The organism is Pectobacterium nicotianae (assembly GCF_023272715.1).
GTDB classification, from domain to species: Bacteria; Pseudomonadota; Gammaproteobacteria; order Enterobacterales; family Enterobacteriaceae; genus Pectobacterium; species Pectobacterium brasiliense.
Genome location: NZ_CP096821.1, coordinates 3,570,821 through 3,597,717, shown reverse-complemented (window position 1 = coordinate 3,597,717; position 26,897 = coordinate 3,570,821). Strand labels below are relative to the sequence as shown.

Genomic DNA, 26,897 nt, shown 5'->3' with positions numbered 1-26,897 from the left:
TTTCGATACCGGTAGTCTGACAATAATAAAGGAGACTGACCGAATGAAATTATGGCATATATTAGGCGGTATCACGTTATCGATGACTCTGGTTGCATGTGCACAGAGGAATGATTATGGCGTTTCTCCTCAAACTGGCGCACCTGTCACCTCTGTATCTTCACAACGCCCAGCTGTTGCAATGCCAGCGGTAACCGGTACGGTGAATATTCGTCAGCGCATTGCACTCCCTCACAACGCCGTTTTAACCGTTACGGTGTCTGATGCATCGCTGGCGGATGCACCTTCAAAAGTGATCACTCAGCGCGTGACGCGTACAGAAGGAAAGCAGGCACCTTTCCAATTCGAATTACCGTATAACCCGGCTGATATTCAGCCCAACGCGCGTATCTTACTCAGCGCAGCCGTTGCGATCGATAATCGCATCGTGATGGTGACGGAGAACGTCTTGCCGGTTATTAGCAACGGGGTAAATAACGCCGATTTGGTGCTGGTACCTGTCGCCTCTGTTCCCTTACCCGCGAAAAATCAGGGATCAATGATGTCTAACCCGACAAATCAGACTCCTCATATGCTTCAGGGGCAGCCTGACTCGTCATCTATGGCACCACAGACCATCTGGTAATTTATCTGGATACGCGCCGTTATGGCGCGTATTGCCAGCGATATTTCGCAAGATCAACTTTTCCCTGACGATTGAAAATGATGCCCTCCGCCTGTAGTGCTGACTTTTGACGAACATAGTCTCCACCGACCAGCGATATTTCGCCTTTACGATTGATTACCCGATGCCAGGGGAGTTTGCTGTCTTTCGGCAGACGTTTTAATACTCCGCCGACTTGCCTGGATGCTCTGGGTGAATCGGCCAGTTGCGCGATGTCGCCATAGGTCGCTATTTTTCCGTAAGGGATTGCCGCGACGATTTGAAAAACGCGCTGGCGGAAATTATCGTTTTCTTCTGACATCCGCGGATATTCCTGCTGTTCCTAAACCGATTGAACATCATAGTGGCACAGTGGGGTGGGTAAGAAAACAACGGTTAGTCGGTGTTAGCTTGCAATTGCCTATCCCATCGCCGATAATGCCCACCGCTTTGTGACACGTTGCGATTATCATGTGCAAGCTGTTATAAAGTCGTCAATGGAGGCCCTGTCGGTTCTCCCGCAACATTAACCTGTGGATTCGGTCAGGTCCGGAAGGAAGCAGCCGCAGCAGGAGACGTGTGTGCCGGGATGTAGCTGGCAGGGCCTCCACCATTTCAGCCCTCGTTAGCCGCTTCATCGCCAGACTGGTCTTCATCTCCTGCACATAAACGACATTCTCTGCCATAAACCCGTTGTCTGACATGCATAAACGCTGAGCCGCCATTCTTTGTTCGACAGGTGCCATTTACCGATCGCTGTTTCTTCGAGAGGATAACTGTGTATCTTTACCTGGCGAGTAATAATTGCGGTAATTATTATCTCCTCTGTTTTCATCATGGGAATACTATCAGTGATGCTATCGATGCGATTGTTATATACCCGTCATACTTCAAGTTGCATGTGCGTTGGCTGCGTTTAGTCACCCGAATCACTTACTTGAGTAAGCTCATCAGGATTCTCTCTCTTGCCGTCTTCCTGAAACTCGAATTATTTAGGGTGTGAACAATAAATGCTGGGGAAATAAGCATGAGATGTGAGGGAGAATTCATTTTTACTTAATATAAAAAATACAATTTGTTACAAGTCTTACGCAATTAATACGTTAAAAAGATAATAAAAACAAAGGCCGATAATATTATCGGCGCAGTGTAATTAATGTCAGTTTTTGTATGCGTTTCGTTAGGAATTAACGAACGTATCGCCATACTGCAGTAGGGACTTTGTCGTAGAGTTTGTTCATCGTCAGTTCTGCCAGGCGATGATCGGCTGCGGAAAAGAACATCTCCAGTTCATCATTAGAGAGTTCATACTTGTTTTTTTCAATAACGCGTTCGAGGGTGTCAATGGTTGTGCATTTACGCAAACGCATCAAATAGTCGATTTTTTTCATAATGGCCTATGCAAGCAGTACCTGGTGGTTAAAAAATATAAATAAATTATTGCTTAAGTTTTAGCAGGCGTACAGATGTTCTCCCCTGAGAACATTCCGAATAATTTTGCTTTGGACTTCTGCCAACGCCGTAGTTCAGCATCATTAATACCATAGTTGCTAAACAAGACGTAAGTATCATCCAAATACTTTTCAACCTGCTCTGAAAGCTCACTTTCGTTAGGGTATTTTATTTTAAATGTGAGAATAAACGTAGCGATATGCTCAATAAGTTCATTTAATTGGAGATTGATCGCAGATGTTGGATCATTGACCCAGCCGTGACTGCTATCGCCTAACGTCGCTATGCTTTCGTCACACAGATTCTCACATAAGAATCTGAGTTGGGCAATATCATAATGTTTTGGTGTGTACTCATCCATATCAATCCCTCCGTTAAGCCGTTATTCAGTGTTACTGCGGTTAACACCTGGTAAACAGGTAGACTGATGAAGCTTACAAGATAAAACGTTAACGCTGTTTCGTATTCATGTTGTTACAGACAGAGTGTTGAACCATTGTGATTTGTTCTGTAGTGAATGAGAAAACAGTGATTATCGTCCCTCCTAGTATCTACTATGTCGCGAAATAGGGTTGGCGTAAATACCAACATCTCATGACTTAACCTTAAGTATAGCTATACCATGGTGGTTACGGTTACGTCATTCTATATATGACTATAGCAAAAGCGTTCGTAAAATTCGCGGATAATAGGTAAGGTTTTCACTGCTATTTATTTTGATTAATCCTCAGATTTTTTTGTTGTAACAATGAGCATAGAATAAACTCGTCTGCGGCTTATTTAATTATTTCTATCTGAAAATATGAGAAATGGCAGAAGGAATGCGAAGAGATTGCTCAGCGGATAAGGGCTTTTGGCACTCGTTATCTTATTGTTTCAGCAGTTTTTTCATGCGAATCATCCCGTGCAGTCGTGTTAGCGTCATAACACTGACTGTATCGGGATGAAGTCGAGAAAGATTAACCTTTTTTCTTTTTTCCGCCTTGTACGGCCTTAAAGCGCGGGTTGGATTTGCATATAACGTAAACTCGCCCGCGACGGCGGACCACAATACAATCCTTATGACGATTCTTTGCTGAACGTAGCGAACTAAGCACCTGCATTTTATAGCCCTCTCTGATTACTTGAAGAAGTTGCCAAAGCGCTGCTGGAAGCGCGCTGTGCTGCCTTCTTTGGAATATTCTTTTTGCTTCCCGGTATAATAGGGATGCGATGCCGAAGAAACGTCAATGGTGACGTAAGGGTAGCTGGCCCCCTCCAGTTCAATGGTTCGATCGGTTTTAATCGTTGATCCCGTCTTGTAATAAACATCCGCGCTGGTGTCATGAAATACCACCGTGCGATAGTCAGGATGAATACCTGCTTTCATAGCCGCCTCATTTGTTATGTTATAACATATCTATCATGTTGCGCTTTTTTGACACGAGGATCAACCATTATGTTGTTGCAAGGCTGCAGCATTCTCTAAGTCACTATAGAGGCGGATAACGATGCAAACGGCTCTGTGCTCGTTTGGTGAGAATGAGCTGAGAGGAAGGGCAGGAAAGTAAAAAAGGCCGCTAGGCGGCCTTTAGGGGAGATATTGATGGATGTTCAGCCTTAGTGTGCTGTTGTGTCGTCTACTTTCTTGCCAAAACGGCGGCGGACAACAACAAAGAACACCGGAACGAAGAAGATAGCCAGCACGGTTGCTGTAATCATCCCGCCCATTACGCCAGTACCAACGGCGTTCTGTGCACCGGAGCCTGCACCACTACTGATAACCAGCGGCATGACACCGAGGATAAAGGCAAGTGATGTCATCAGGATTGGACGCAAACGCATACGAACGGCATCAAGCGTTGCTTCAATCAGTCCTTTCCCTTCTTTCTCCATCAGATCTTTAGCAAATTCGACAATCAATATGGCGTTCTTCGCCGATAGCCCTATGGTTGTCAGCAGGCCCACCTTAAAGTAAACGTCGTTTTCAAGACCTGTCATATTCGCTGCAATTAACGCACCGATGATCCCCAATGGAACAACCAGCATGACGGAGAATGGTATTGACCAGCTCTCATAAAGCGCTGCCAGACACAGGAACACGACAATCAGTGAAATGGCATAGATTGCAGGTGCCTGGTTGCCAGATAACCGCTCTTGATAGGACATACCCGTCCATTCGTAGCCGATACCTTGCGGTAATTGGGTCACGAAATTTTCCATCAATGCCATGGCTTCACCGGTACTCTTACCTGGCGCGGCTTGACCTTGGATCTGCATGGATGGTTGGCCGTTGTAACGTTCCAGACGCGGTGAACCATATTCCCAGTGGCTCTGCGTGAATGCAGAGAATGGCACCATTTGTCCGTTGCTACCGCGGATGTACCAGTTTTTGATGTCATCTGGCAACATACGGAAAGGGGCATCGGCCTGAACGTAAACTTTCTTCACACGACCGCGATCGATAAAGTCATTTACATAAGAACCACCCAGCGTGGTTGCCAATGTTGAACTGATATCCGACAGTGACACACCAAGCGCCTGTGCTTTTTCCTGATCGATATCGAGACGGAACTGTGGTGTATCTTCCATCCCGTTAGGACGAACTTGCACCAGGGTATCAGGACGTTGTGCCGCCATGCCTAGCAGTTGGTTACGTGCTTCCGTCAGTTTTGCATGCCCAAGGTTAGCCTGGTCAATCAACTGGAAGTCGAAACCTGTTGCGGTACCCAGTTCGATAATCGCAGGAAGGTTGACTGCGAAAACCATCGCTTCTTTATACTGGCTAAAGGCTGCGTTAGCTCGGCCTGCAATCGCCATAACTTTATTTTCTGCACCGCTTCGTTCACTCCAGTCACTCAGGCTGGCGAAGGCCAGACCGGCATTCTGCCCACGGCCAGAGAACCCGAAACCCGTCACGGTAAACACAGACTTGACGTTACCTTTCTCATTCTCGAGATAGTAGTTCGTCATTCTATCCATGATTTTCTGCGTGTTTTCCTGCGTTGCCCCTGAAGGCAACTGAACGATGTTCAGGAGAACACCCTGATCTTCATCTGGCAGGAAGGACGTCGGCAAGCGTAAGAACAGAAATGCCAGACCGACAACAATCAGCAGATAGATGACCAGATAACGGCCCGTGCTGCGCAGAATATTTGCCACACTATCGGTGTAGTGATGCGTGCTTTTCTCGAACAGTCTGTTGAACCAGCCGAAGAAGCCTTTCTTCTCACCGTGATCGCCTTTGGCGATTGGTTTTAGCAGCGTTGCGCAAAGCGCGGGCGTCAAAATCAATGCGACCAGAACCGACAGCACCATCGCAGACACGATTGTGATGGAGAACTGGCGGTAGATTGCCCCTGTGGAGCCACCGGTAAACGCCATCGGGACGAATACCGCGGACAGAACCAGCGCAATACCGACCAACGCGCCTTGGATCTGCTCCATGGATCGTTTTGTCGCTTCTTTAGGCGGTAGACCTTCTTCCGCCATGACACGTTCCACGTTTTCCACGACGACGATGGCGTCATCCACCAGAAGCCCGATGGCGAGAACCATCGCGAACATCGTCAGGGTGTTAATGGAATAACCAAACGCGGAGAGGACAGCAAACGTCCCCAACAAGACGACCGGCACCGCAATGGTTGGGATCAGCGTGGCACGGAAGTTCTGCAAGAACAGATACATCACCAGGAATACCAGTACGATGGCTTCCACCAGCGTTTTCACTACTTCGTTGATGGAGATCTTAACGAAGGGCGTTGTATCGTACGGGTAAACGACTTTCAGGCCAGCAGGGAAGAACTCTTCCGCTTTGGTCAGTGCATCTTTTACAGCGGTTGCGGTATCCAGCGCGTTTGCACCGGTTGCCAGTTTGATACCGATACCGGCAGCGGGCTTACCATTGAAACGCGCTATAACGTCGTAGCCTTCTGCGCCCAGCTCAACGCGAGCAACGTCTTTAAGGCGAACCTGAGACCCATCAGCGTTCACCTTCAGCAGGATTTTAGAAAACTCCTCGGCTGAATTAAGACGGGTCTGCGCAATGATCGAAGCGTTCAACTGCTGACCGGGAACCGGTGGAGCGCCACCCAACTGCCCTGCGGCGATTTGGTTGTTTTGCACTCGGATCGCTGCGGTAACATCGCCGGCTGTTAACTGGTAATTATTCAGTTTGTTCGGATCCAGCCAGATACGCATCGCGTACTGGGAACCAAACAGCTGCGCATCACCTACGCCGGATGTACGGCTGATTGGGTCTTTAACGTTAGCAGCCACGTAGTCAGCGATATCTTCCTGTGACATTTTACCGTCTTCACTGATGAAGGCGGCAACCATGAGGAAGCTGCTACTTGATTTCTGAACGTTAACCCCTTGCTGCTGTACTTCTTGCGGCAGCAGCGGCATGGCCAGTTGCAGTTTGTTCTGCACCTGGACCTGCGCGATGTCCGCGTCCGTACCTGCGTCAAAGGTCAGCGTAATCTGCACTGTACCTGAGGAGTCACTGCTTGATGACATGTACATCAGGTTATCGATACCGTTCATGTTCTGTTCGATAACCTGCGTCACGGAATCTTGCAGCGTTGATGCATCGGCCCCTGGATAGTTTGCTGTTATTTCAATCGCGGGTGGTGCGATCGTTGGATACTGGGCAATCGGTAATTTAACAATTGCCAGCAACCCCGTCAGCATCACCATGATGGCGAGTACCCATGCAAAAATGGGTCGATCTATAAAAAACTTAGCCATGAATTATACCGGCTCCTGTTAGAACGTCTTAAGACTTCGCGGGTTCTGCTGACGCTTGCTGCGCCTGCTGATTTTCTTGAGCGACTTCTTTAGCTTTTACCTGCGCACCAGGTCTGATTTTTTGCAGACCAGTGACGATAACGCGATCGCCCGCTTTCAAGCCTTCGGTAACCAACCATTTGTCACCAACTGCCTTACTGGTTTTAAGCGTGCGAGGTTCTACTTTATCGCCTTCTCCAACCACCATCGCTGTGGCCTGACCACGTGGATCGCGGGAGACACCCTGCTGTGGAACTAACAAGGCTGTTGGGTTAACGCCGGAATCGAGGCGCGCGCGTACAAACATTCCGGGGAGGAGGTTGTGCTGTGGATTAGGGAAAATGGCACGCAGCGTAATGGAACCGGTGGTTTCATCTACCGTGACATCGGAGAATTCTAATGTACCTGCCTCAGTATATTCAGTACCGTTTTCCAACAGCAGGCGGACATTGGCTTTGCCTTCACTTTGTTTCAGCGTGCCGTTTTCCAGCTCTTTCTTCAGTTGCAGGAAATCATTACTGGACTGCGTGACGTCAACATAAATCGGATCAAGCTGTTGAACGGTTGTTAATGCTGTTGCTTGCCCAGTTGCGACTAATGCGCCTTCCGTTACCGTTGATTTACCTACACGGCCTTCGATTGGCGAATTAACTTTGGTGTAAGCCAGATTGATTTGTGCGGTGTCCACTGCTGCTTTGGCAGCCTGAACGGCAGCATCAGCCTGACGAGAAGTCGCGACAGCCTGATCGTAATCCTGCTTGCTGACGTAGCTGGTGCCCAACAGCGGCTTATAGCGATTAACGGTCAAACGGGCAATTTCTGCCTGAGCCTGAGCCTGAGCGAGTGAGCCTTTGGCGCTGTTGTAGCTTGCCTGATATGTCGCGGGGTCGATCTGATACAGCGATGCGCCAGCTTTAACGTCAGATCCTTCAACGAAGTTGCGTTTGAGGATAATGCCGCCAACCTGTGGGCGAACCTCAGCAATGCGGTAAGCACTTGTGCGGCCCGGCAGCTCGGTCATTACATTCAGTGCTTCCGTCTTTAACGTAACAATACCCACTTCAGGCATCTGCTGCTGTGCGCCGCCTTGCTGGTTGTTGCCGTCATCACATCCTGCGAGCATTAAGCCGCCGGAAAGCATCAGAACTGCCGCCAGAGGCGTTAGCCCTCTGTTTTTGTTCATAGATAAACCTCAAGTGTCCGATTTGAAATTGACCAATGGATCACAAGCTCAAAACCCATTGCTGCTATAGTCTTATGTTCATGCTATGTTACATACATACTTGAATGTATGTAAATCTCACTTTCCTTCAAATACAGCGGTATGGCACGAAAAACCAAATTATCATGGCACGAAAAACCAAAAAACAGGCTCAGGAAACCCGACAACAGATACTGGATACTGCGTTAAGAGTGTTCTCTGAGCATGGTGTGTCCGCGACTTCATTGTCTGACATTGCCACCGCTGCTGGTGTGACCCGCGGTGCTATTTATTGGCATTTTAAAAACAAAGCCGAAATTTTTGACGGAATCTGGGCGTTGGCAGAGTCAAAAATAGATGAGTTTAAAATAGAGTATCAGACAAAATTTCCTGATAATCCACTCCGCGTGATGCGTGAATTATTGATTTATATGCTGCGTTTAACGGTTAGTGATACGCACTGGCGTTCCATTATGGAAATCGCTTTTCACAAATGTGAGTTTGTCGGTGAAATGTTGCAATCGTACAACGCGCGCAAAGAGCTCTATCTTTCCTGCTATGTCGATATTGAAGAAAATCTGATTGAGTGCATCCGTCTGGGCATGTTGCCGACGGATATCCATTCTCGTCGTGCGGCAATTGCGCTGCGTGCCTATTTTTCTGGTGTGATGGAGAACTGGCTATTTATGCCGGAAAGTTTCGATCTCGATCAGGAAGCCCCGTCGCTGGTGGATGCCTTTATCGATATGTTGCATTTTAGCCCGGCGCTACGTAAACCCGCTGAGTAAGCTATTGAACGACGGTGCTAGCACTCGTTGCCTCTACGTGCTGAGTTATTTTTGCTTTAGGTAAAGGATTTAGCGCCACCTTCTTCTTGTGATAGCTTCTTTTCAAAATCGGTGCGCACAATCTCTAATGCGGCCAGCACGATACGCGGTTCGATCTGGTTTTCTTCCAGCAGCATAATCAAATCGACCGCCAGCTTGACGTCGGGTGGGGCGTTTTCAAGTGACATAAACCAGTTCCTCTTTTTCCTCGGCGAAGCCGCCGCGCTATAGTCCTTGTTCCCGGCGTTCTATCTGACGCTCCAGCCGCGACAGCGCCTGACGGCAGCGTGACAGCCGTCCTTCCAGCGCCGCCAGCTCTTTTTGCAATCGCTGTTGTTCGCTGAAGAGCGTCTGCGTGGTGAGCAGGCTTTCTCTATCCTGAATCATGGAAAGTAAACGGCGTTCATAATCCTGATGTTCCGCCAGCTTGTGATACACATCTTCCGGCTGTGGGGCGGAATTTTGCTCCTGCCTGCGTAATGACTGCGTCGCCAGCTCCCGCTGCAATGCGGCTATCTGGCTGACTAGCTTTTCAGCCAGAAATGCCACGCGATCGGTGCGCTGTTCTGCAACTAACTGCTTTATCGCGTGCAGGTTTTGTTCAACTTCGGCGCGATAGTCACGTAGCCGAGTGCCGTAGCTGCTAAAAAGCTGACGATCAAAGCGCGATTGCGGCACGGCTTTATCCGCCAGCGGTTCAAGCTCTTTCGCCAGCGTGTTAATTTGTTGTTCAAGTGCCTGCAGCAATCGATGCGTGTTCACTTTTTTCCCTTACGGTAAGGCTGATGATTCAGCGAGTCGGCGCGTGGTAGATCGGCAGAGTGAGTCTGTGTCGCCTTAATACACTGCATGAGGATATCTTAACTAATTCATCGGGCAAGGTGGTGATAAAGTGTTATGGGTATTGTCGTAGACAAAGCTTATTGAGTAGATAACGCATAGTGGTAGTGAACAAAGTATAAAGGTGAATATGTATCGCGTGTTGCTGATGATATTGGGGTGGGTTTCCGTTGTGCTGGCAACGTTGGGCGTCGTGTTACCTTTATTACCGACAACGCCTTTCTTGCTACTGGCCGCCTGGTGTTTTGCCCGCTCGTCCCCGCGTTTCCATGACTGGCTGCTGTACCGCTCCTGGTTTGGCAGCTATCTGCGCCATTGGCAGAAACATCGTGCGTTGCCGCCGGGGGCAAAATGGAAGGCAGTCACCATGATTCTGTTAACGTTCGCGCTGTCGCTCTGGCTGGTTAAGCTCATCTGGGTCAGGATTTTGTTGTTGGTCATTTTGGCTATTTTACTGACCTTCATGCTTCGTTTACCCGTGATTGATCCAGAACAACAAACGCAGGGCGCAGATCCGAAAAGATAGCGTAAGCGGCGGCCTCTGTGACGGGAATACAAAAAATACGCACCCAGAGTGCGGATAGTTGCATTTACCCGTCACTTTGACTAAATTTGACCGTTTTCGTGCGCGGGTCGCCATTTTCCTCTTTGTCATAATGCCTCTTCATCACCTCATGCGATGATGAAAGCCTTGTGGTGACCGGCATTTGTATGTTCAGAATGTTTTATCAGGCACAACTATGATGACCGTAACAGCGCAGCAGCAGGCAGAATTAATTAAAAACAGTATCAAAAGCATCCCCGATTATCCGAAGCCGGGCATACTGTTCCGTGATGTCACCAGCCTGCTGGAAGATCCTGTGGCCTATGCAGCCAGTATTGAGATGCTGGCAAACCGTTACCGCAACACCGGTGTGACGAAGGTTGTTGGTACGGAAGCGCGTGGTTTCCTGTTTGGCGCTCCGGTTGCGTTGGCGCTGGGCGTGGGTTTTGTTCCCGTGCGTAAACCGGGCAAGCTGCCACGTCCGACTATCAGTGAAAACTATGAACTGGAATACGGTTCAGATACGCTGGAAATTCATGCAGATGCGATCTCCGCTGGCGACAACGTGCTGGTGATTGACGATCTGTTGGCAACTGGCGGTACGCTTGAGGCCACGGTGAAATTGATCCGTCGTCTGGGTGGTTCGGTCAATGATGCTGCGTTTATCATCAATTTGTTCGATCTGGGCGGCGAGCAGCGTCTGACCGAGATGGGCGTCACCTGCTATAGCCTGGTTGACTTCCCCGGACATTAATCATAACAGTCTCGCCGATAGCGGCGTGGCTGTGTTAGCATGATCGCCTCAATAACTCGACTGTTGCGGTATTGATGAGCTATCAGGTTCTTGCCCGTAAGTGGCGTCCCCAAACCTTTACCCATGTTGTCGGTCAGGAACATGTCCTGACCGCGTTGGCTAACGGCCTTTCCCTAGGCAGAATTCATCACGCGTATTTGTTTTCCGGCACCCGCGGTGTCGGGAAGACGTCGATTGCCCGTTTGTTGGCAAAAGGGCTGAATTGCGAACAGGGCGTGACGGCAACGCCCTGTGGTCAGTGTGACAACTGCCGTGAAATCGAGCAGGGTCGTTTTGTCGATTTGATCGAAATCGATGCCGCGTCTCGCACTAAAGTCGAGGACACGCGCGATCTGCTGGATAATGTGCAGTACGCTCCTGCGCGTGGGCGGTTCAAGGTGTACCTGATTGACGAAGTACACATGCTATCGCGCCACAGCTTTAATGCGCTGCTGAAAACGCTGGAAGAGCCACCTCCGCACGTCAAATTCCTGCTGGCGACCACCGACCCGCAAAAACTGCCGGTGACCATTCTGTCGCGTTGCTTGCAATTTCATCTCAAAGCGCTGGATGTCGAACAGATTCGTGCGCATCTGGAGCAGGTATTACAGGCAGAAAATCTCGTCAGTGAGCCGCGTGCGCTACAGCTTCTGGCACGTGCTGCCGATGGGAGCTTGCGTGATGCGCTGAGTCTGACCGATCAGGCCATTGCCATGGGGCAAGGTCAGGTCACGACCGCTTCCGTCAGCCAAATGCTGGGTACGCTGGATGATGAGCAGCCGTTGGCACTCATTGAGGCGTTGGCGAAAGGTGATGGTGCGCAGGTCATGTCGCTGTTAGACCAGGTCGCGGCGCGGGGTGTGGACTGGGAATCGCTGTTGGTCGAAACCCAGACGCTGTTACACCGTATTGCGATGGTTCAATTGCTGCCTGCGGCGCTGGGTGATGATTACGCTGCGGTTGAAGCCCGTATGCGGGAACTAGCGCGTGCGCTGCCACCGGCGGACGTTCAGCTTTACTATCAGACGATGCTCATTGGCCGCAAAGAATTGCCTTTTGCGCCAGATCGTCGGATGGGCGTTGAAATGACGCTACTGAGAGCGCTGGCGTTTCATCCCAGTCAGGTTATCGCTGAACCCGTGGCACCCGTAAGCGCCGCGCCTGCTCAGGTTGCGCGTGCGCCTTCTATTCAGCTTCCTGTACAGCAGCCCGGTGCTACAGCATCGGCGACGGTTCGTGCGCCAATTCAGCCAAGCAGTGAGCCGCATGAAAACGTGCAGCCTCCATCTTATTCTCCCGAACCGCCGATGGATGCCTCTGCGTATGCGCCACCGTTAGGAGAACCGCCTGCTTCAACGGGTTCGGCGGATCAATATGGTGAGGGCGAGCTGCCTGATGCGACTTCTCAGCTGTTACAGGCTCGCAGCCAGCTCCTGCGAAAACAGGGGAGTACGCCACCAAAAAAGGCTGATCCGGCAGCGTCTGACAATACGCGGCCGGCAACCTCAGCGCTGGAGCGATTAGCTTCTGTGACTGAGCGCAGCATTCAACGGCAAAACGCGAAGACATCTCCCTCCGAGCCCAAAAAGCCGGAAGCGTATCGTTGGCGGGCGCAGAATAAAGTCGAAGAAGAGAAGGTCGACGTCGCAACGCCAAAAGCGCTGCGTTCGGCATTAGAACACGAAAAAACGCCGGAGCTGGCAGCACGGCTGGCGGAAGAGTCACTGGAGCGAGATGCCTGGGCGGCGGAAATCCATCGCCTGACGCTGCCAAAGCTGGTACAACAGCTGGCACTCAATGCGTTTAAAGAGAGCGAAGAGGCAGGCAAGGTTCATCTGCATCTGCGTTCATCCCAGCGGCACCTGAATTCGCCGGCGGCGCAAAAGACGCTGGCGGACGCATTGACGGCTCACTACGGGCATCCTGTAGAATTACTGATTACTGAAGACGACAATCCGGCGGTGCGGACGCCGCTGGAGTGGCGTCAGGCCATCTATGAAGAGAAGCTGGCGCAGGCGCGTCAGTCAATTCTGGCCGATACAACGATTCAAACGCTGCGGCGTTTCTTTGATGCGGAACTGGACGAAGAAAGTATCCGCCCTGTTTAACCGCTGCGAGTACGCAGCCCGACGTGATAGAGAGAAAACTATGTTTGGTAAAGGTGGAATTGGCAACCTGATGAAGCAAGCCCAGCAGATGCAGGAAAAAATGCAGCAGATGCAGGAAGAAGTGGCGAATCTGGAAGTCACGGGCGAATCGGGTGCAGGTCTGGTGAAAATTACGATCAACGGTGCGCATAACTGCCGCCGTGTTGAGATCGATCCAAGCCTGATGGAAGACGATAAAGAGATGCTGGAAGATCTGATCGCTGCGGCGTTCAACGATGCCGCTCGTCGTATCGCGGAAACGCAGAAAGAGAAAATGGCAGCGGTTTCCAGCGGTATGCAACTGCCGCCGGGCTTCAAGATGCCGTTCTGATGCAGACCAGTCCGCTTCTTGAGTCATTGATGGAAGCGCTGCGCTGCCTGCCGGGCGTTGGGCCCAAGTCGGCGCAGCGCATGGCGTTTCAACTGCTGCAACGTAACCGCAGTGGCGGTATGCGTCTGGCGCAGGCGTTGACGCGGGCGATGTCCGAAATCGGTCACTGTAGCGATTGTCGGACATTCACCGAGCAGGACGTTTGTGCGATTTGCTCGAATCCGCGCCGCCAGCAAAACGGGCAGATTTGTGTGGTAGAAAGCCCGGCTGATATTCACGCCATTGAACAGACGGGGCAGTTTGCTGGTCGGTACTTTGTTCTGATGGGACATTTGTCGCCGCTGGATGGTATTGGCCCGGACGATATCGGTTTGGGGCGGCTGGAAGAACGCCTGCAGGTGGAATCGATAAGCGAAGTGATTTTGGCGACTAACCCGACGGTAGAAGGCGATGCGACGGCAAACTATATCGCTGAACTGTGCGCACAACACGGCGTGATGGCCAGCCGCATTGCACACGGTGTTCCCGTTGGCGGTGAGCTGGAAATGGTCGATGGCACCACACTTTCCCATTCACTTGCAGGTCGTCAGCCTTTCCGGTTTTAATCTGTCGGCTGCCAGTATGATTATCTGGCAGCCGCAGTCTTGTTTTCCTCTTTCCTCTCACCGTTTTCTTTTTTCGCTGAAATTTACCCCTTGAAATCACCTTGGTTTATCCCCACTTGCTACTTATCGTCAGTTTAATCAGCCTGAATAATATTAGGATTGAGGTAAGCAACAATGAGTATGAAAGGCCAAGAAACTCGCGGGTTCCAGTCCGAAGTTAAGCAACTCCTGCATTTGATGATCCATTCGCTCTATTCCAACAAAGAAATCTTTCTGCGTGAATTGATCTCCAACGCCTCCGATGCGGCAGACAAATTACGTTTTCGTGCGCTGTCTGCACCAGAACTGTATGCGGGCGATGGCGACCTGCGCGTGCGGGTGTCTACGGATAAAGAAAAACGTACGCTGACGATTTCTGATAACGGTATCGGCATGAGCCGTGACGAAGTCATTGATAATCTGGGTACGATTGCGAAATCCGGCACCAAGGCTTTTCTGGAATCTATGGGTTCCGATCAGGTTAAAGATAGCCAACTGATTGGCCAGTTCGGCGTGGGTTTCTACTCCGCCTTCATCGTGGCAGATAAAGTGACTGTGCGTACCCGTGCCGCGGGTGCGAATGCCGATCAGGGCGTGTACTGGGAATCTGCCGGCGAAGGTGACTACACCATCGCTGACATCACCAAAGACGATCGCGGTACGGAAATTACTCTGCATCTGCGCGAAGGTGAAGACGAGTTCCTGGATGACTGGCGTGTGCGTTCCGTCATCAGCAAATATTCCGACCATATCGCGTTGCCAGTAGAAATTGAAGCCCAGACGGAAAGCGAAGAAGAAGGCGGTGAGTCTACCGTTAGCTGGGAAAAAATTAACAAGGCGCAGGCTCTGTGGACGCGCAGCAAGTCAGAAGTCAGCGATGAAGAGTACAACGAGTTTTATAAACACATCTCCCACGACTTTACCGATCCGCTGAGCTGGAGCCACAACCGTGTGGAAGGTAAGCAGGAATATACCAGCCTGCTGTACATCCCTGCGCGTGCACCGTGGGATATGTGGAACCGCGATCATAAACATGGCTTGAAGCTGTACGTTCAGCGCGTCTTTATTATGGATGACGCCGAGCAGTTCATGCCGAACTACCTGCGTTTTGTTCGTGGCCTGATTGATTCCAACGATCTGCCGTTGAACGTTTCCCGTGAGATTTTGCAGGACAGCCGTGTGACGCAGAACCTGCGTAATGCACTGACTAAACGCGTGCTGCAAATGCTGGATAAACTGGCGAAAGACGATGCGGAAAAATACCAGACGTTCTGGCAACAGTTTGGTCTGGTGCTGAAAGAAGGCCCGGCGGAAGATGGCAGCAACCGCGAAGCGATCGCGAAACTGCTGCGCTTTGCCACCACGCAATCCGACAGCTCCGCACAGACGGTATCGCTGGAAGACTACGTTAGCCGGATGGTGGAAGGTCAGGACAAGATCTACTACATCACCGCAGACAGCTACGCGGCGGCGAAGAGCAGCCCACATCTGGAGCTGTTCCGTAAGAAAGGCATCGAGGTATTGCTGTTGTCCGAGCGTATTGACGAATGGATGATGAGCTACCTGACCGAATTCGACGGTAAATCCTTCCAGTCAGTCAGCAAAGCGGATGATACGCTGGATAAACTGGCTGATGAAGAAAACGATGCGCAGAAAGAAGCACAAAAAGCGCTGGAGCCGTTTGTTGAGCGTGTGAAAACCCTGCTGGGCGAGCGCGTTAAAGATGTGCGTTTCACCTACCGTTTGACCGATACGCCTGCGATTGTCGTAACGGATGCGGACGAGATGAGCACGCAGATGGCGAAACTGTTCGCAGCGGCAGGCCAGCAAGCGCCGGAAGTGAAGTACATTTTTGAACTGAACCCGGAGCACGCGCTCATTAAACGTGCGGCGGACGTTTCTGATGAGGCGGAGTTTGGCGAGTGGGTCGAGCTGCTGCTGGATCAAGCTCTGCTGGCCGAACGCGGTACGCTGGACGATCCGAACCTGTTCATCCGCCGTATGAATCAGCTGTTAAGTGCCTGATAGTGATATCCTCCAGACCCCGGTGTTAACCGGGGTCTTCCCCCCGATTTTACGTTTCCTTCCGTTATTGGGCGTTTCTTCGTCTACACTGAATGGCAACATTGGGCAGACGGCAAACCGTATTTTTAGGTATCTTGCTTTTTTTCATCTGCCTGCGCGTTGCTGAAGCGAGCCCGTTCCTTGAGCATAAGCGTCTGGAATGGTATGGTTTAGCGTTTTTCAAATTTATTTTATAAATATTACATAGCAAGGGGATTTACGCGATGCGTATTATTCTGCTGGGCGCTCCGGGCGCAGGCAAAGGTACTCAGGCTCAATTCATCATGGAGAAATACGGTATTCCGCAGATTTCCACGGGTGACATGCTGCGTGCAGCGGTAAAAGCGGGTACTGAATTGGGCAAGCAGGCTAAAGAAATCATGGACGCAGGTAAACTGGTCACTGATGAACTGGTCATTGCTCTGGTTAAAGAGCGCATCGCCCAGGAGGATTGCCGTAACGGTTTTCTGCTGGATGGCTTCCCACGCACCATTCCACAAGCTGATGCGATGAAAGATGCAGGCATCAATGTGGATTACGTTATCGAATTTGCAGTTCCTGACGAACTGATCATCGATCGTATCATTGGCCGTCGCGTTCATGCGGCGTCCGGTCGTGTCTACCATGTAAAATTCAATCCGCCTAAAGTTGAAGGCAAAGACGACGTGACGGGCGAAGATCTGACTATTCGTAAAGACGATCAGGAAGATACCGTGCGTAAACGTCTGGTTGAGTACCATCAGCAGACTGCCCCACTGGTTTCCTACTACCAGAAAGAAGCGGAAGCAGGTAACACACGCTATTTCAAAGTGGAAGGCACGCGTAAAGTGGAAGAAGTTCGCGCAGAACTGGAAACCATTCTGGGCTAATTTTTCTACACGAATCATACCCAAACATCTGAATGCCAGACGACCGTCTGGCATTTTTTCGTTCTGAAATCCTCGTTTGCTTTGTTTCCTCTATTGATAGCATTGGCGTTATCCCTGCTATCTACCCGTATTTGTTTAGCTTTTTTTCGCTACAATAGGCATTTGATGTTACGCACTGGCGGGCTGAGAGAAAGCCTGCTTCTCCATAAAAGGAAGACGGCGATGAAACAAGAGAAATACGGCGTGCTGATGGTGAACTTAGGGACGCCCGATGCCCCGACGCCGCAGGCGGTAAGGCGTTATCTGGCGGAGTTTCTAAGCGACCGACGCGTAGTGGATACGCCGCGTCTGCTATGGTGGCCGCTGCTGCGCGGCATCATCCTGCCAACCCGCTCACCGCGAGTGGCGAAACTCTATCAGTCGGTCTGGATGGAAGAAGGATCGCCGCTGTTGGTGATTAGCCGTCGACAGCAGCAGGCACTGGCCGCGCGTATGCCGGAAACGCCCGTTGAGCTGGGGATGAGCTATGGTTCGCCCAGTCTGCGTTCGGCGCTGGATAAGTTACTGGCGCAGGGTGTCACGCAGTTGGTTGTCTTGCCGATGTATCCGCAGTATTCCTGCTCAACCACTGCAGCCGTGTGGGATGGGTTAGCCGCGCAGCTGCGTGATAATCGTCAACTGCCTGCAATTCGCTTTATCCGTGATTATGCCGAACACCCTGCTTATATTGCGGCGTTGAAGCACCGTGTCGAGCAGTCTTTTGCTGAACACGGCGAACCCGACAGATTAGTGATTTCCTATCACGGCATCCCGGTGCGGTATGCCAATGAAGGGGATGACTATCCGCAACGCTGTCGGGCGACTACGGAAGCGCTGATTGCCGCGCTGGGGCTGCCGGAAGGCAAAGTAATGATGACCTTCCAGTCGCGTTTTGGCCGTGAACCCTGGCTGACACCCTATACGGATGAAACCATGCAGGGGCTGCCCGCGCAGGGAATCAAACACATTCAGATTATGTGTCCCGGTTTTGCCGCGGACTGTCTGGAAACGTTGGAAGAGATTCAGGAACAGAACCGTGAGATCTTCCTGCATGCAGGCGGAGAGGCTTTCCACTATATTCCTGCGCTCAATGACGATCCGCTGCACATCGATCTGCTGGAACAGTTAGTGAGTAAAGCAGAGTAGGGGCGAGGTTGCCTTGTCTGGTGATGTTTGAAGGCATGGCGTACAGCGTAAAAAAATGGCGGGCAAATTAAGCCCGCCATTTTTGTCTCTAACGTGTAGCTATTTAGATAGGGCACGCCTGAGGTGCAGGAGGGATCTCATCCAGCTTCAGCAGCGTGATCATGCTATTGGCGATTTCCCGCTCACCCATTACCACTTCGTTGGCACCGTGCTCGGTAATGTAGCTGACTTCATCGTCATAGTGCGCGCGGGCGATAATCTCCAGATCGGCGCGCTTCTCACGGGCTGCCGCGACGATTTCACCCGCCTCATAGCCGTTCGGAATGGTCAACAATAGCCAACGAGCGCAATCCAGACGCGCAATATCCATGATTTCAGGCTTGGTCGCATTGCCCAATACGGCTTTGATTCCCTGTTCACGCAGTGCATCAACACGCGTACGTGAGTTCTCAATCACAACGATGGGAATCCCAGCCTGATGCAGTTTGGCTCCAATCAGGCTACCAACACGGCCATAGCCAACCAGCAGCGCATGATTGCACATATCGACAGGAATCTGTTTCTCTTCCTCAATGGCTTCTTCTACGATCTGCTCTTCGATGGTTTCATGCTTCGCCAGATAGCGCTCAAGCAGCGTAAACAGCAGCGGGTTTATCATGATGGAGAGAATGGCCCCGGCCAGCACCAGATTCCGTCCTTCTTCGGACAGCAGCCCCAACACAATGCCGAGCCCAGCCAAAATAAAGGCAAATTCACCGATCTGCGCCAGACTGGCGGAAATCGTTAATGCTGTTCGCTTGGAGTGACCAAAGAGTCGAACCAGCACGAAGGCGGCGGCTGACTTACCGAACACGATAATAGCCAGCGTGATCAGCACGGAAATCGGGTCATTCAGCAGGATCATCGGATCAAACAGCATACCGACGGAAACGAAGAACAGTACGGCGAAGGCATCGCGCAGCGGCAGCGTGTCGTGCGCCGCACGCTGGCTGAGTTCAGATTCGTTCAATACCACACCAGCGAAGAATGCGCCCAGTGCAAAGGAGACATCAAACAGTTTCACCGCGCCAAAGGCGATGCCGAGTGCCATGGCTAACACCGCCAGCGTGAAAAGCTCGCGTGAGCCGGTGCTGGCGCTTTTTGCTAATACCCACGGCACCAGACGGCGACCAACGACAATCATCAGGGTAATAAACGCAATCACTTTACCGATGGTCCAGGCTAAATCGGTCAGCAGTTTGCTGGTGTCGGCATGCTCAGCGCCGATCATGTCGCCGAATGCCGGTAGCAGAACCAGCGTAAGAACCATCGCCAGATCTTCTACAATTAGCCAGCCGATGGCGATTTGGCCACGCTGGCTATCAATAAGCTGTCGTTCTTCCAACGCGCGTAGCAGCACTACGGTACTGGCGGTTGAGAGGCAAAGGCCGAAAACCAGGCCGCTCGCCAGGCTCCAACCCAGCATGGTGGATAACCCCATTCCAAGTAGCGTTGCCACGGCAATCTGGGCTATCGCACCGGGAATGGCGATGGACTTTACCGCCATGAGATCTTTCAGCGAGAAGTGCAGACCAACACCAAACATCAGCAGGATGACGCCAAGTTCAGCGAGCTCTGATGCCAGTGAGGTATCGGCAACGAAGCCGGGGGTAAAAGGACCGACAAGTACGCCTGCGGCAAGGTAACCAACAAGGGGAGAGATACGCAGGCGGTTTGCCAGAATACCAAGGAGGAAAGCAAGAACCAGCCCCCCAGCGATAGTAGAAATTAGCGGTGTTGCAGCATGCATCCCAACTCCTTGTGCCATAGGTGAAACGTCATTGAGCGGATTTACCCTTCTTGCCTTGAAGTTACAGCGTGGTTAGCGGCGCTTACGTACCCTTATCACTCTTATTATGTACCGAAAAGCGTATTGGGATTCGTTCGTTTGCTGTCTGGCTGCAACGCCAATTATTCTGGGTATACACAAATTCTATTGCATATAGCGAAATGTTGCTTGGATAAAAGTGGTATTTTATGAAAAATATCAGTTTCTCCAGTTAAAGGTAGTGTAACACAGATTTAAGGATGGTTTCTCGCGATAAGCATTGATAAACATGCGTAATTATTCTGATAGCGTGATGTTCTTGGCAGTAATGCCTTACTGCTTTCCTGTGTATTCAGCGGAATAATTTTATCCACCGGCGTAAAACGCCGGAAAACAGAGGATAAACGGTGTGATGCTGGATTATTCCGATGAAGCATTCATATTAGCAAGAGTTCGTGACGGCGTGACGACAGTGCCAAGCCAGCGTGATATCACTCTCTCTGCTATACCTCATCTGATTTTGTCGGCTATCGCACATTGCTGGCGGACAGCGTGAATACGCCTCGCGCATTGTTCATCTTGCTGTGCTAATTTGTGTGATGAATTTCTCAGTGGTCCCACTGGGTCTTTAAAATAAACGGAGATTTATCATGCGCTTTTCAATAAAAGCTCTGGGATGTGCGATGGCGGTATCGCTCGCACTAACACCTGTAATGTCAATGGCTTGGGAAAAAGACAAAACATACGCCATCACTATTTTGCATACCAATGACCATCACGGCCATTTCTGGCATAACGATCACGGTGAATATGGATTGGCCGCACAAAAAACGCTGGTCGATCAGATCCGTCAGGAAGTGGCGAGTAAAGGTGGCAGCGTACTGCTGCTTTCCGGTGGTGATATTAATACCGGTGTGCCTGAGTCCGATTTGCAGGATGCCGAGCCAGATTTCCGCGGTATGAACATGGTCGGCTATGATGCAATGGCACTCGGCAACCACGAATTCGATAATCCGCTGTCTGTCCTGCGTCAGCAGGAGAAATGGGCGAAATTCCCGCTGTTATCGGCCAATATCTACCAAAAAAGCACCAGTCAGCGCTTGTTTAAGCCTTATGCCCTGTTCGACAAGCAAGGTGTGAAAATCGCAGTTATCGGCCTGACAACGGATGATACGGCCAAATTAGGCAATCCTGAGTATTTTACCGATATCGAATTCCGTAACCCTTCTACGGAAGCGAAGCAGGTTGTTGAGCAATTGCGTAAGAGCGAAAAGCCGGATGTGATTATTGCCGCGACGCACATGGGGCACTATGACGACGGTAATCACGGTTCTAATGCGCCGGGTGATGTGGAAATGGCGCGTAGCCTGCCTGCTGGCTATCTGGACATGATTGTCGGCGGCCACTCGCAGGATCCGGTCTGCATGGCGCAGGAAAATAAAAAGCAGGTGGATTATGTGCCGGGCACGCCTTGTGCTCCCGATCGTCAGAACGGCACCTGGATTGTTCAGGCGCATGAGTGGGGTAAATATGTCGGCCGTGCCGATTTCACATTCCGCAATGGTGAATTGAAACTTGAGCATTACCAACTGATCCCGATCAACCTGAAGAAAAAGGTAGAGAAAGACGGCAAGACCGAGCGTGTTTTCTATACGCATGAAATCACGCAAGATCCTGACGTCATGAAAATGCTGACGCCGTTCCAGGAAAAAGGGCAGGCACAGCTGGGTATCAAGATCGGTAGCGTGAAAGGCAAGCTGGAAGGCGATCGCAATCAGGTGCGTTTCCGTCAGACCAATCTGGCGCACGTGCTGCTGTCTGCACAGCTTGAGCGTGCAGGAGCTGATTTTGCCATCATGAGCGGCGGCGGTGTACGCGATTCAATTGAATCCGGTGATATCACCTATAAAGATGTACTGAAGGTTCAACCGTTTGCCAACACGCTGGTTTATGTGGATATGAAAGGCAGCGACGTCGAGAAGTACCTGGCTGTCGCGGCAAATAAAAAGGTGGATTCTGGAGCCTATGCGCAATTCCTTAACGTCAGCCTGACAGCAGACGGGCAGGGCGTACAGAACGTGAAAATCAAAGGCGAGCCGTTGCAGGCAGATAAAGTTTACCGTATGGCAACGCTGAACTTTAATGCGATGGGTGGCGATGGTTATCCGCGCCTTGATAATCTGCCGGGCTATGTGAACACCGGTTTTGTCGACGCTGAAGTGCTGAAGCAGTACATCGAGAAGCATTCTCCGCTGGATGCGGAAGCCTATGCACCGAAAGGTGAGATCGTTTATAAGTAACAAATTAATTAACAAATAATGATGGCGGTTCTTGTCTCTTCACTGATGACATAAACCGCCATTTTTTGGGGTTATCCTGAGATAATCATGCCGCAGTTAAACCTTTAATTCCCATAAGGGATTAAATCTAATTTGCTGATTTAATTGATTAAATAATCTTATGTTTAGTAAAGTGCTTTAAAATAACAGACCTGCCAAATACACGATACTCCTGATACACCCTAACTAACGGAGTAGTCGGTACTATGAAAAACGTAAATATTGAAATCAACGTCTGTGGCAGCACGGGAAAATCAACCTGTGCTGTTAATCCCCCTATTCAAACTGATCCCCACACTTGCTGCCATGTAGATATGGATAATCAGTGCGAGCCGCAACCCGGTGTTTCTGGCGTTACCTCCGTATTCGGACGTACCGGTGTCGTAACCGCACAGCCCGGCGACTATACGGCCGATCAGATTACCGAAACCGCCACCAGAAAATTTGCTTCACCGGATGAAAAAGCGATCTGGAATGCAAAGCAGGATGCATTAATTTCTGGCACCACCATCCGCACGCTCTTTGGGCAATCATTGCTGGGCAGCGGTGATATCTCACTGACGCCAGCGCAAATGGGCGTTGCGGCCGCAGGTCACACGCACACCACAGCGGACATCACCGACTACACGCAAAAAACGAAGCAGCTTATCCATTCCTCGCTGGAAGCTGGGGCGGGTGTGACGCTGAGTTATAATCCGGTGAATGAGAAAACCATCATCAGTGCTGCTGGGGGTTCCGGCAGCGGCGGTTCGGGTTATATCGTTGCCGAACGCCAGGGCGCAACGGCAGGGCAAAATCATGCATTCAGTATTCGTCCACAAAGTACGTTTAATCTTGCAGCGTATGCGCTGAAAGAAGAAGCCGGTGCGGCGAATCAGACTTACGTTGTTGATGACTTTAATGCATCGAGCGAGCCTAATTACAACGCGACCAATGCAGTTATTTGGGATGGTACGCTGCATCCAGATACTGGCGGAAGCGTTGAACTTGCTAAAGACGGTGAGTTTTATTCATCAGCGATTAAAACTGGCAATCGTGCGGTCTCAATTAGTATACTAAGCGGGTCAATTGTACCTGCAATGACTGCCGATTCTGATCGGGGTTATGTTGCATCTGCGTCATCAATATATTCTCCGTCATATCCTGCATATATTGCATTTGATAGAAATGATTCCAGCCCAAATAATGTGCGTGACTGTTGGGCCTCAAATCAGAGGCCGACAAACAGTAATCCACAGTGGTTGTGTTTAACATTCCCTAGTCATCAATTTATTACTGAATATGCAATCACAAACCGTGTATATGCTGGACTGTCAAATCCCAGGTCGTGGCAATTACAGGGTAGCAATAATGATAATGATTGGATCACTCTACATACTGTATCAAATGATGAAAATAACACATCGGGCGCTGTCCGCCGATTTACAGTATCTACGCCAGGGCGATACGTGTCGTATCGATTATTGTTCACGGCATCAAATGGCGGTGATAATTTTGTGTGTATCAAGGAATTATCATTATTCACGGGCTCAAAGATGTTACTGAAAGATGGTGAACAATGGTTTACCGTGAAAAATGGCGTTTTGTCTAATGTTCCGGTTCCAGCCAGCGTTAGTGATTTTATTCGTGATGGCTTTACCGCATCAGGAAATATCCAACAATATTCATCTGGCAATATATATTCAGGGGAAGGGATACATGTTGACGTTCGTTACACGCCACAATCCCAGATAGCAATTCAGCGTGCTCGGCTTTCTGCTGGTTTTTGGTCACAAATCAATGCCGCAACATTAACCGCGACGCAAACTGGCAACGGTAAAGCACGCGTCGCTGTGACGCGGGATCTGGTTAACTGGCATGTGTGGCGGAACGGGGCGTGGGTTGATGTTGGCGCGCTGCCAGCCGATACCTCAGGTGCAGAAGCACTGATTGCGGACGGTATGACGCCAGCCGAGTTCGGCGGTATTACGACGGCACAGTGGGCGCAGCTGTTTGCATCCAATAACGGCGTGCCGGATTCTCTCGCGTTTGCATTTGCACTTGATATCACCGATCCGGTCACCGACGTAGCGACCATTGATCGACTGGTGCTGAACGTCAACGATGCGTCCAGTTGGAAAGTGCAGTCGCCTGCGGAAGTGGAAATCCGCTGGCGCACGGACAGCGTGACATTCCGCACCGCGACGGCAGGTAATTACAAGCTGGCGTATCAGATTCCGTAATTATTTTTCAGATTATATCGTTTGGATGGCCGCATATTTGCGGCCTTTTTCATTTTGGGTTTTATATAAAAGGAAAAGATGGATTAGTAAAGTACGTTGAAATAATGCACTGTGAAAATAATAGATACTCCTTATTCTTTTTATTAACGGAGTCATCAATACTATGAAAGATATCAATATTGAAATTAATGTTTGCGACAGTACAGGAAAATCAACCTGTACTGTTAATCCGCCTATTCAGCTTAATCCTCATTCTTGTTGCCATCCAGACAATGGCGGCGGTCAGGAGCCTGGTGTTTCGGGCGTTGCTTCCGTATTCGGACGGACTGGCGTTGTAACCGCACAAGCGGGTGATTATACCGCCGATCAGATCACTGAAACCGCCACCAGAAAATTTGCCACGCCTGATGAAAAAGCAGTCTGGAATGCAAAGCAGGATGCATTAATTTCTGGCACCACGATCCGCACGCTCTTTGGCCAGTCTCTGCTGGGCAGCGGCGATTTTTCACCGACGCCAGCGCAAATGGGCGTTGCGGCCGCAGATCACACGCACACTACAGCGGATATTACCGACTATACGCAAAAAACGAAGCAGCTTATCCATTCCTCGCTGGAAGCCGGGGCGGGTGTGACGCTGAGCTATAATCCGGTGAATGAGAAAACCATTATCAGTGCTGTTGGTGGTTCGGGCACAGGCGATTCGGGTTATATCGTTGCCGAGCGTCAGGGCGCAGCGGCAGGGGAAAACCACGCATTCAGCATTAGTCCACAAAATACGTTTAATCTCGCGGCGTATGCGCTGAAAGAAGAGGCAGGTGCGGTAAATCAAACTTACGTTGTTGATGACTTTAATGCATCGAGTGAGCCGAATTACAATGCGACCAATGCGGTTATTTTTGATGGCGCAATGCATGAATATACCGGCGGTCTATTCACACTTAATAACCATGATGGTATTTATTCTGCACCAGTTCGAGCTGATGGAAAGTCGATTAATCTTTCCGTTGTTGCAAAATCTGTTGTTCCGAAAATGACATCAAATACAAATCCAATCGGATATGTCATTAGTGCCAGTGATATGTCCAGACCTCAATTTTTACCCTACTTTGCATTTGATAATGACAATAATTTATCTAGCAATGAATATGATTGTTGGGGAGGGTTAAATGCTGCGACTGTAGCCAATCCTCACTGGATTAGGGTTGACCTACCAACTCCGACAACAATTTCCGGTTATAGCTTTGCTAACAGAACGGTCATTTATAATAATGGTCCGAAAGACTGGATTTTTCAGGGCTCTAATGATGGGGGGGCAAGCTGGGATGACTTACATGTTGTAAATAATGATGTCAATAATACGCTCGGCGCTGTCCGTCGCTATAATTTCTCGCCTGCGGGAGAATATAAGAGTTTTCGGCTGTTTGTTACCGCTGGTGGCAATAACAATAACTACCTGACATTAAAGAAATTTAACCTATTTCAGTCTGAAAAAGTTTTAATTAGCAGCAAGGGTAAATGGTATTCTGCAAATAATGGTTCATTGACTGAGATTTCCTCGGCTGATTTTGACAGTGGGTTTACTCATTCAGGCTGGATTTCAAATGAATCAATCTCTGATTTGCTGCCAATCAAGATTGTTGGTAGTGCTCAAATTGATTTACGGTCGTCGTATATTCCTTATACGCAGATTGCTATTCAAAAATCACTGACGTCTACCGTGTGGTCAAAAATCAATGCCGTAACACTAACCGCAACGCAGACGGGCAAGGGTAAAGTGCGTGTCGCTGTGACGCGGGACTTGGTGAACTGGCATGTCTTGCGGAACGGGGCGTGGGTTGATGTGGGTGCGCTGTCAGCCGATACCTCAGGCTCAGAAGCACTGATTGCGGATGGTATGACGCCAGCCGAGCTCGGCGGTATTACGACGGCACAGTGGGCGCAGCTGTTTGCATCCAATAACGGAGTGCCGGACTCACTCGCGTTTGCGTTTGCACTCGATATCACCGATCCGGTGGCCGATGTTGCGACCATTGATCGACTGGTGTTGAACGTCAACGATGCGTCCAGCTGGAAAGCGCAGTCATCTTCGGAAGTAGAAATCCGCTGGCGTACCAACAGTGTGACATTCCGTACCGCGACGGCAGGTAATTACAAACTGGCGTATCAGGTTCCATAATTCTTCTCCCGATGACATCCTCAAATGGCCGCATATTTGCGGCCTT

The 26,897-nt window shown here is 50.2% G+C and carries 23 protein-coding genes and 1 other RNA gene; 14 read left to right on the top strand and 10 right to left on the bottom strand.

From position 1 onward, the window contains the following. Positions 1-43 precede the first annotated feature (43 nt). Complete coding sequence (locus MYB54_RS16115) at positions 44-625, top strand: YbaY family lipoprotein (RefSeq protein WP_014914539.1); 582 nt, start codon at positions 44-46, stop codon at positions 623-625. Positions 626-644: 19 nt separating this feature from the next. Here the strand turns inward: MYB54_RS16115 and MYB54_RS16110 are convergent, their stop codons facing one another. Next, positions 645-965: an MGMT family protein gene (locus MYB54_RS16110; RefSeq protein WP_010282239.1), complete on the bottom strand. Its 321-nt coding sequence runs from the start codon at positions 963-965 to the stop codon at positions 645-647. 185 nt (positions 966-1,150) lie between these two features. Here MYB54_RS16110 and ffs point away from each other — a divergent pair. Then, positions 1,151-1,247, top strand: an RNA gene (gene ffs, locus MYB54_RS16105) — signal recognition particle sRNA small type. A gap of 583 nt (positions 1,248-1,830) precedes the next feature. Here ffs and MYB54_RS16100 read toward each other — a convergent pair. The 6 genes from MYB54_RS16100 to MYB54_RS16075 all read right to left on the bottom strand — a co-directional run bounded on the left by MYB54_RS16100 (position 1,831) and on the right by MYB54_RS16075 (position 8,045). Continuing rightward, a complete protein-coding gene (locus MYB54_RS16100) occupies positions 1,831-2,034 on the bottom strand; it encodes an HHA domain-containing protein (protein WP_005976087.1) in 204 nt (67 codons plus the stop codon). 53 nt (positions 2,035-2,087) lie between these two features. Beyond that, positions 2,088-2,456 carry an Hha toxicity modulator TomB gene (gene tomB / locus MYB54_RS16095; RefSeq protein ID WP_010282247.1) on the bottom strand — a complete coding sequence of 123 codons (369 nt, stop codon included), beginning with the start codon at positions 2,454-2,456 and terminating at the stop codon, positions 2,088-2,090. A 598-nt stretch (positions 2,457-3,054) separates the two neighbouring features. Then, positions 3,055-3,198, bottom strand: a complete 144-nt coding sequence (ykgO, locus tag MYB54_RS16090; protein WP_005976091.1) for a type B 50S ribosomal protein L36 — start codon at positions 3,196-3,198, stop codon at positions 3,055-3,057. A gap of 17 nt (positions 3,199-3,215) precedes the next feature. Continuing rightward, the gene (locus MYB54_RS16085; protein WP_014914542.1) at positions 3,216-3,464 is read right to left on the bottom strand and encodes a type B 50S ribosomal protein L31; all 249 of its coding nucleotides are present in this window, start codon (positions 3,462-3,464) and stop codon (positions 3,216-3,218) included. A gap of 230 nt (positions 3,465-3,694) precedes the next feature. Then, positions 3,695-6,823, bottom strand: a complete 3,129-nt coding sequence (locus MYB54_RS16080; protein ID WP_014914543.1) for an efflux RND transporter permease subunit — start codon at positions 6,821-6,823, stop codon at positions 3,695-3,697. A 28-nt stretch (positions 6,824-6,851) separates the two neighbouring features. Beyond that, positions 6,852-8,045 (bottom strand): efflux RND transporter periplasmic adaptor subunit, encoded by a 1,194-nt coding sequence (locus tag MYB54_RS16075; RefSeq protein ID WP_248721054.1) that lies wholly within the window; start codon positions 8,043-8,045, stop codon positions 6,852-6,854. 164 nt (positions 8,046-8,209) lie between these two features. Here MYB54_RS16075 and acrR point away from each other — a divergent pair, with 164 nt between their 5' ends. Beyond that, positions 8,210-8,851 (top strand): multidrug efflux transporter transcriptional repressor AcrR, encoded by a 642-nt coding sequence (gene acrR, locus MYB54_RS16070; protein ID WP_014914545.1) that lies wholly within the window; start codon positions 8,210-8,212, stop codon positions 8,849-8,851. Positions 8,852-8,907: 56 nt separating this feature from the next. On the opposite strand, the gene rsmS is transcribed toward acrR, so the two are convergent. Both rsmS and priC read right to left on the bottom strand, forming a co-directional pair. Further along, positions 8,908-9,078 carry a pleiotropic regulatory protein RsmS gene (gene rsmS / locus MYB54_RS16065; protein ID WP_014914546.1) on the bottom strand — a complete coding sequence of 57 codons (171 nt, stop codon included), beginning with the start codon at positions 9,076-9,078 and terminating at the stop codon, positions 8,908-8,910. Positions 9,079-9,115: 37 nt separating this feature from the next. Further along, positions 9,116-9,652, bottom strand: a complete 537-nt coding sequence (gene priC / locus MYB54_RS16060; protein WP_014914547.1) for a primosomal replication protein PriC — start codon at positions 9,650-9,652, stop codon at positions 9,116-9,118. Between the two features lie 208 nt (positions 9,653-9,860). Between priC and MYB54_RS16055 the strand changes: the two genes are divergently transcribed. The 8 genes from MYB54_RS16055 to hemH all read left to right on the top strand — a co-directional run bounded on the left by MYB54_RS16055 (position 9,861) and on the right by hemH (position 18,307). Further along, a complete protein-coding gene (locus MYB54_RS16055) occupies positions 9,861-10,256 on the top strand; it encodes a DUF454 family protein (protein ID WP_014914548.1) in 396 nt (131 codons plus the stop codon). 217 nt (positions 10,257-10,473) lie between these two features. After that, entirely contained in the window at positions 10,474-11,028 is a 555-nt protein-coding gene (gene apt / locus MYB54_RS16050) for an adenine phosphoribosyltransferase (protein ID WP_014914549.1), read from the top strand. A 74-nt stretch (positions 11,029-11,102) separates the two neighbouring features. Next, a complete protein-coding gene (gene dnaX / locus MYB54_RS16045; protein WP_248721053.1) occupies positions 11,103-13,175 on the top strand; it encodes a DNA polymerase III subunit gamma/tau in 2,073 nt (690 codons plus the stop codon). A 40-nt stretch (positions 13,176-13,215) separates the two neighbouring features. Continuing rightward, a complete protein-coding gene (locus MYB54_RS16040; RefSeq protein WP_010286242.1) occupies positions 13,216-13,545 on the top strand; it encodes a YbaB/EbfC family nucleoid-associated protein in 330 nt (109 codons plus the stop codon). Continuing rightward, a complete protein-coding gene (gene recR / locus MYB54_RS16035) occupies positions 13,545-14,150 on the top strand; it encodes a recombination mediator RecR (protein WP_014914551.1) in 606 nt (201 codons plus the stop codon). The genes MYB54_RS16040 and recR overlap by 1 nt, the downstream gene beginning before the upstream one ends. 180 nt (positions 14,151-14,330) lie before the next feature. Then, complete coding sequence (htpG, locus tag MYB54_RS16030; protein ID WP_180774649.1) at positions 14,331-16,214, top strand: molecular chaperone HtpG; 1,884 nt, start codon at positions 14,331-14,333, stop codon at positions 16,212-16,214. A gap of 263 nt (positions 16,215-16,477) precedes the next feature. After that, positions 16,478-17,122, top strand: coding sequence for an adenylate kinase (gene adk / locus MYB54_RS16025; protein ID WP_010286252.1), 645 nt, complete (start codon positions 16,478-16,480; stop codon positions 17,120-17,122). Between the two features lie 222 nt (positions 17,123-17,344). Beyond that, positions 17,345-18,307 (top strand): ferrochelatase, encoded by a 963-nt coding sequence (gene hemH / locus MYB54_RS16020; protein WP_157765230.1) that lies wholly within the window; start codon positions 17,345-17,347, stop codon positions 18,305-18,307. Positions 18,308-18,410: 103 nt separating this feature from the next. Here the strand turns inward: hemH and ybaL are convergent, their stop codons facing one another. Continuing rightward, the gene (gene ybaL / locus MYB54_RS16015; RefSeq protein WP_014914554.1) at positions 18,411-20,096 is read right to left on the bottom strand and encodes a YbaL family putative K(+) efflux transporter; all 1,686 of its coding nucleotides are present in this window, start codon (positions 20,094-20,096) and stop codon (positions 18,411-18,413) included. A gap of 668 nt (positions 20,097-20,764) precedes the next feature. Between ybaL and ushA the strand changes: the two genes are divergently transcribed. The 3 genes from ushA to MYB54_RS16000 all read left to right on the top strand — a co-directional run bounded on the left by ushA (position 20,765) and on the right by MYB54_RS16000 (position 26,851). Continuing rightward, complete coding sequence (gene ushA, locus MYB54_RS16010; protein WP_039499043.1) at positions 20,765-22,414, top strand: bifunctional UDP-sugar hydrolase/5'-nucleotidase UshA; 1,650 nt, start codon at positions 20,765-20,767, stop codon at positions 22,412-22,414. 245 nt (positions 22,415-22,659) lie between these two features. Beyond that, entirely contained in the window at positions 22,660-24,675 is a 2,016-nt protein-coding gene (locus tag MYB54_RS16005; protein WP_014914556.1) for a discoidin domain-containing protein, read from the top strand. A 163-nt stretch (positions 24,676-24,838) separates the two neighbouring features. Next, complete coding sequence (locus tag MYB54_RS16000; RefSeq protein WP_248721052.1) at positions 24,839-26,851, top strand: discoidin domain-containing protein; 2,013 nt, start codon at positions 24,839-24,841, stop codon at positions 26,849-26,851. The last annotated feature ends 46 nt before the right edge of the window (positions 26,852-26,897 follow it).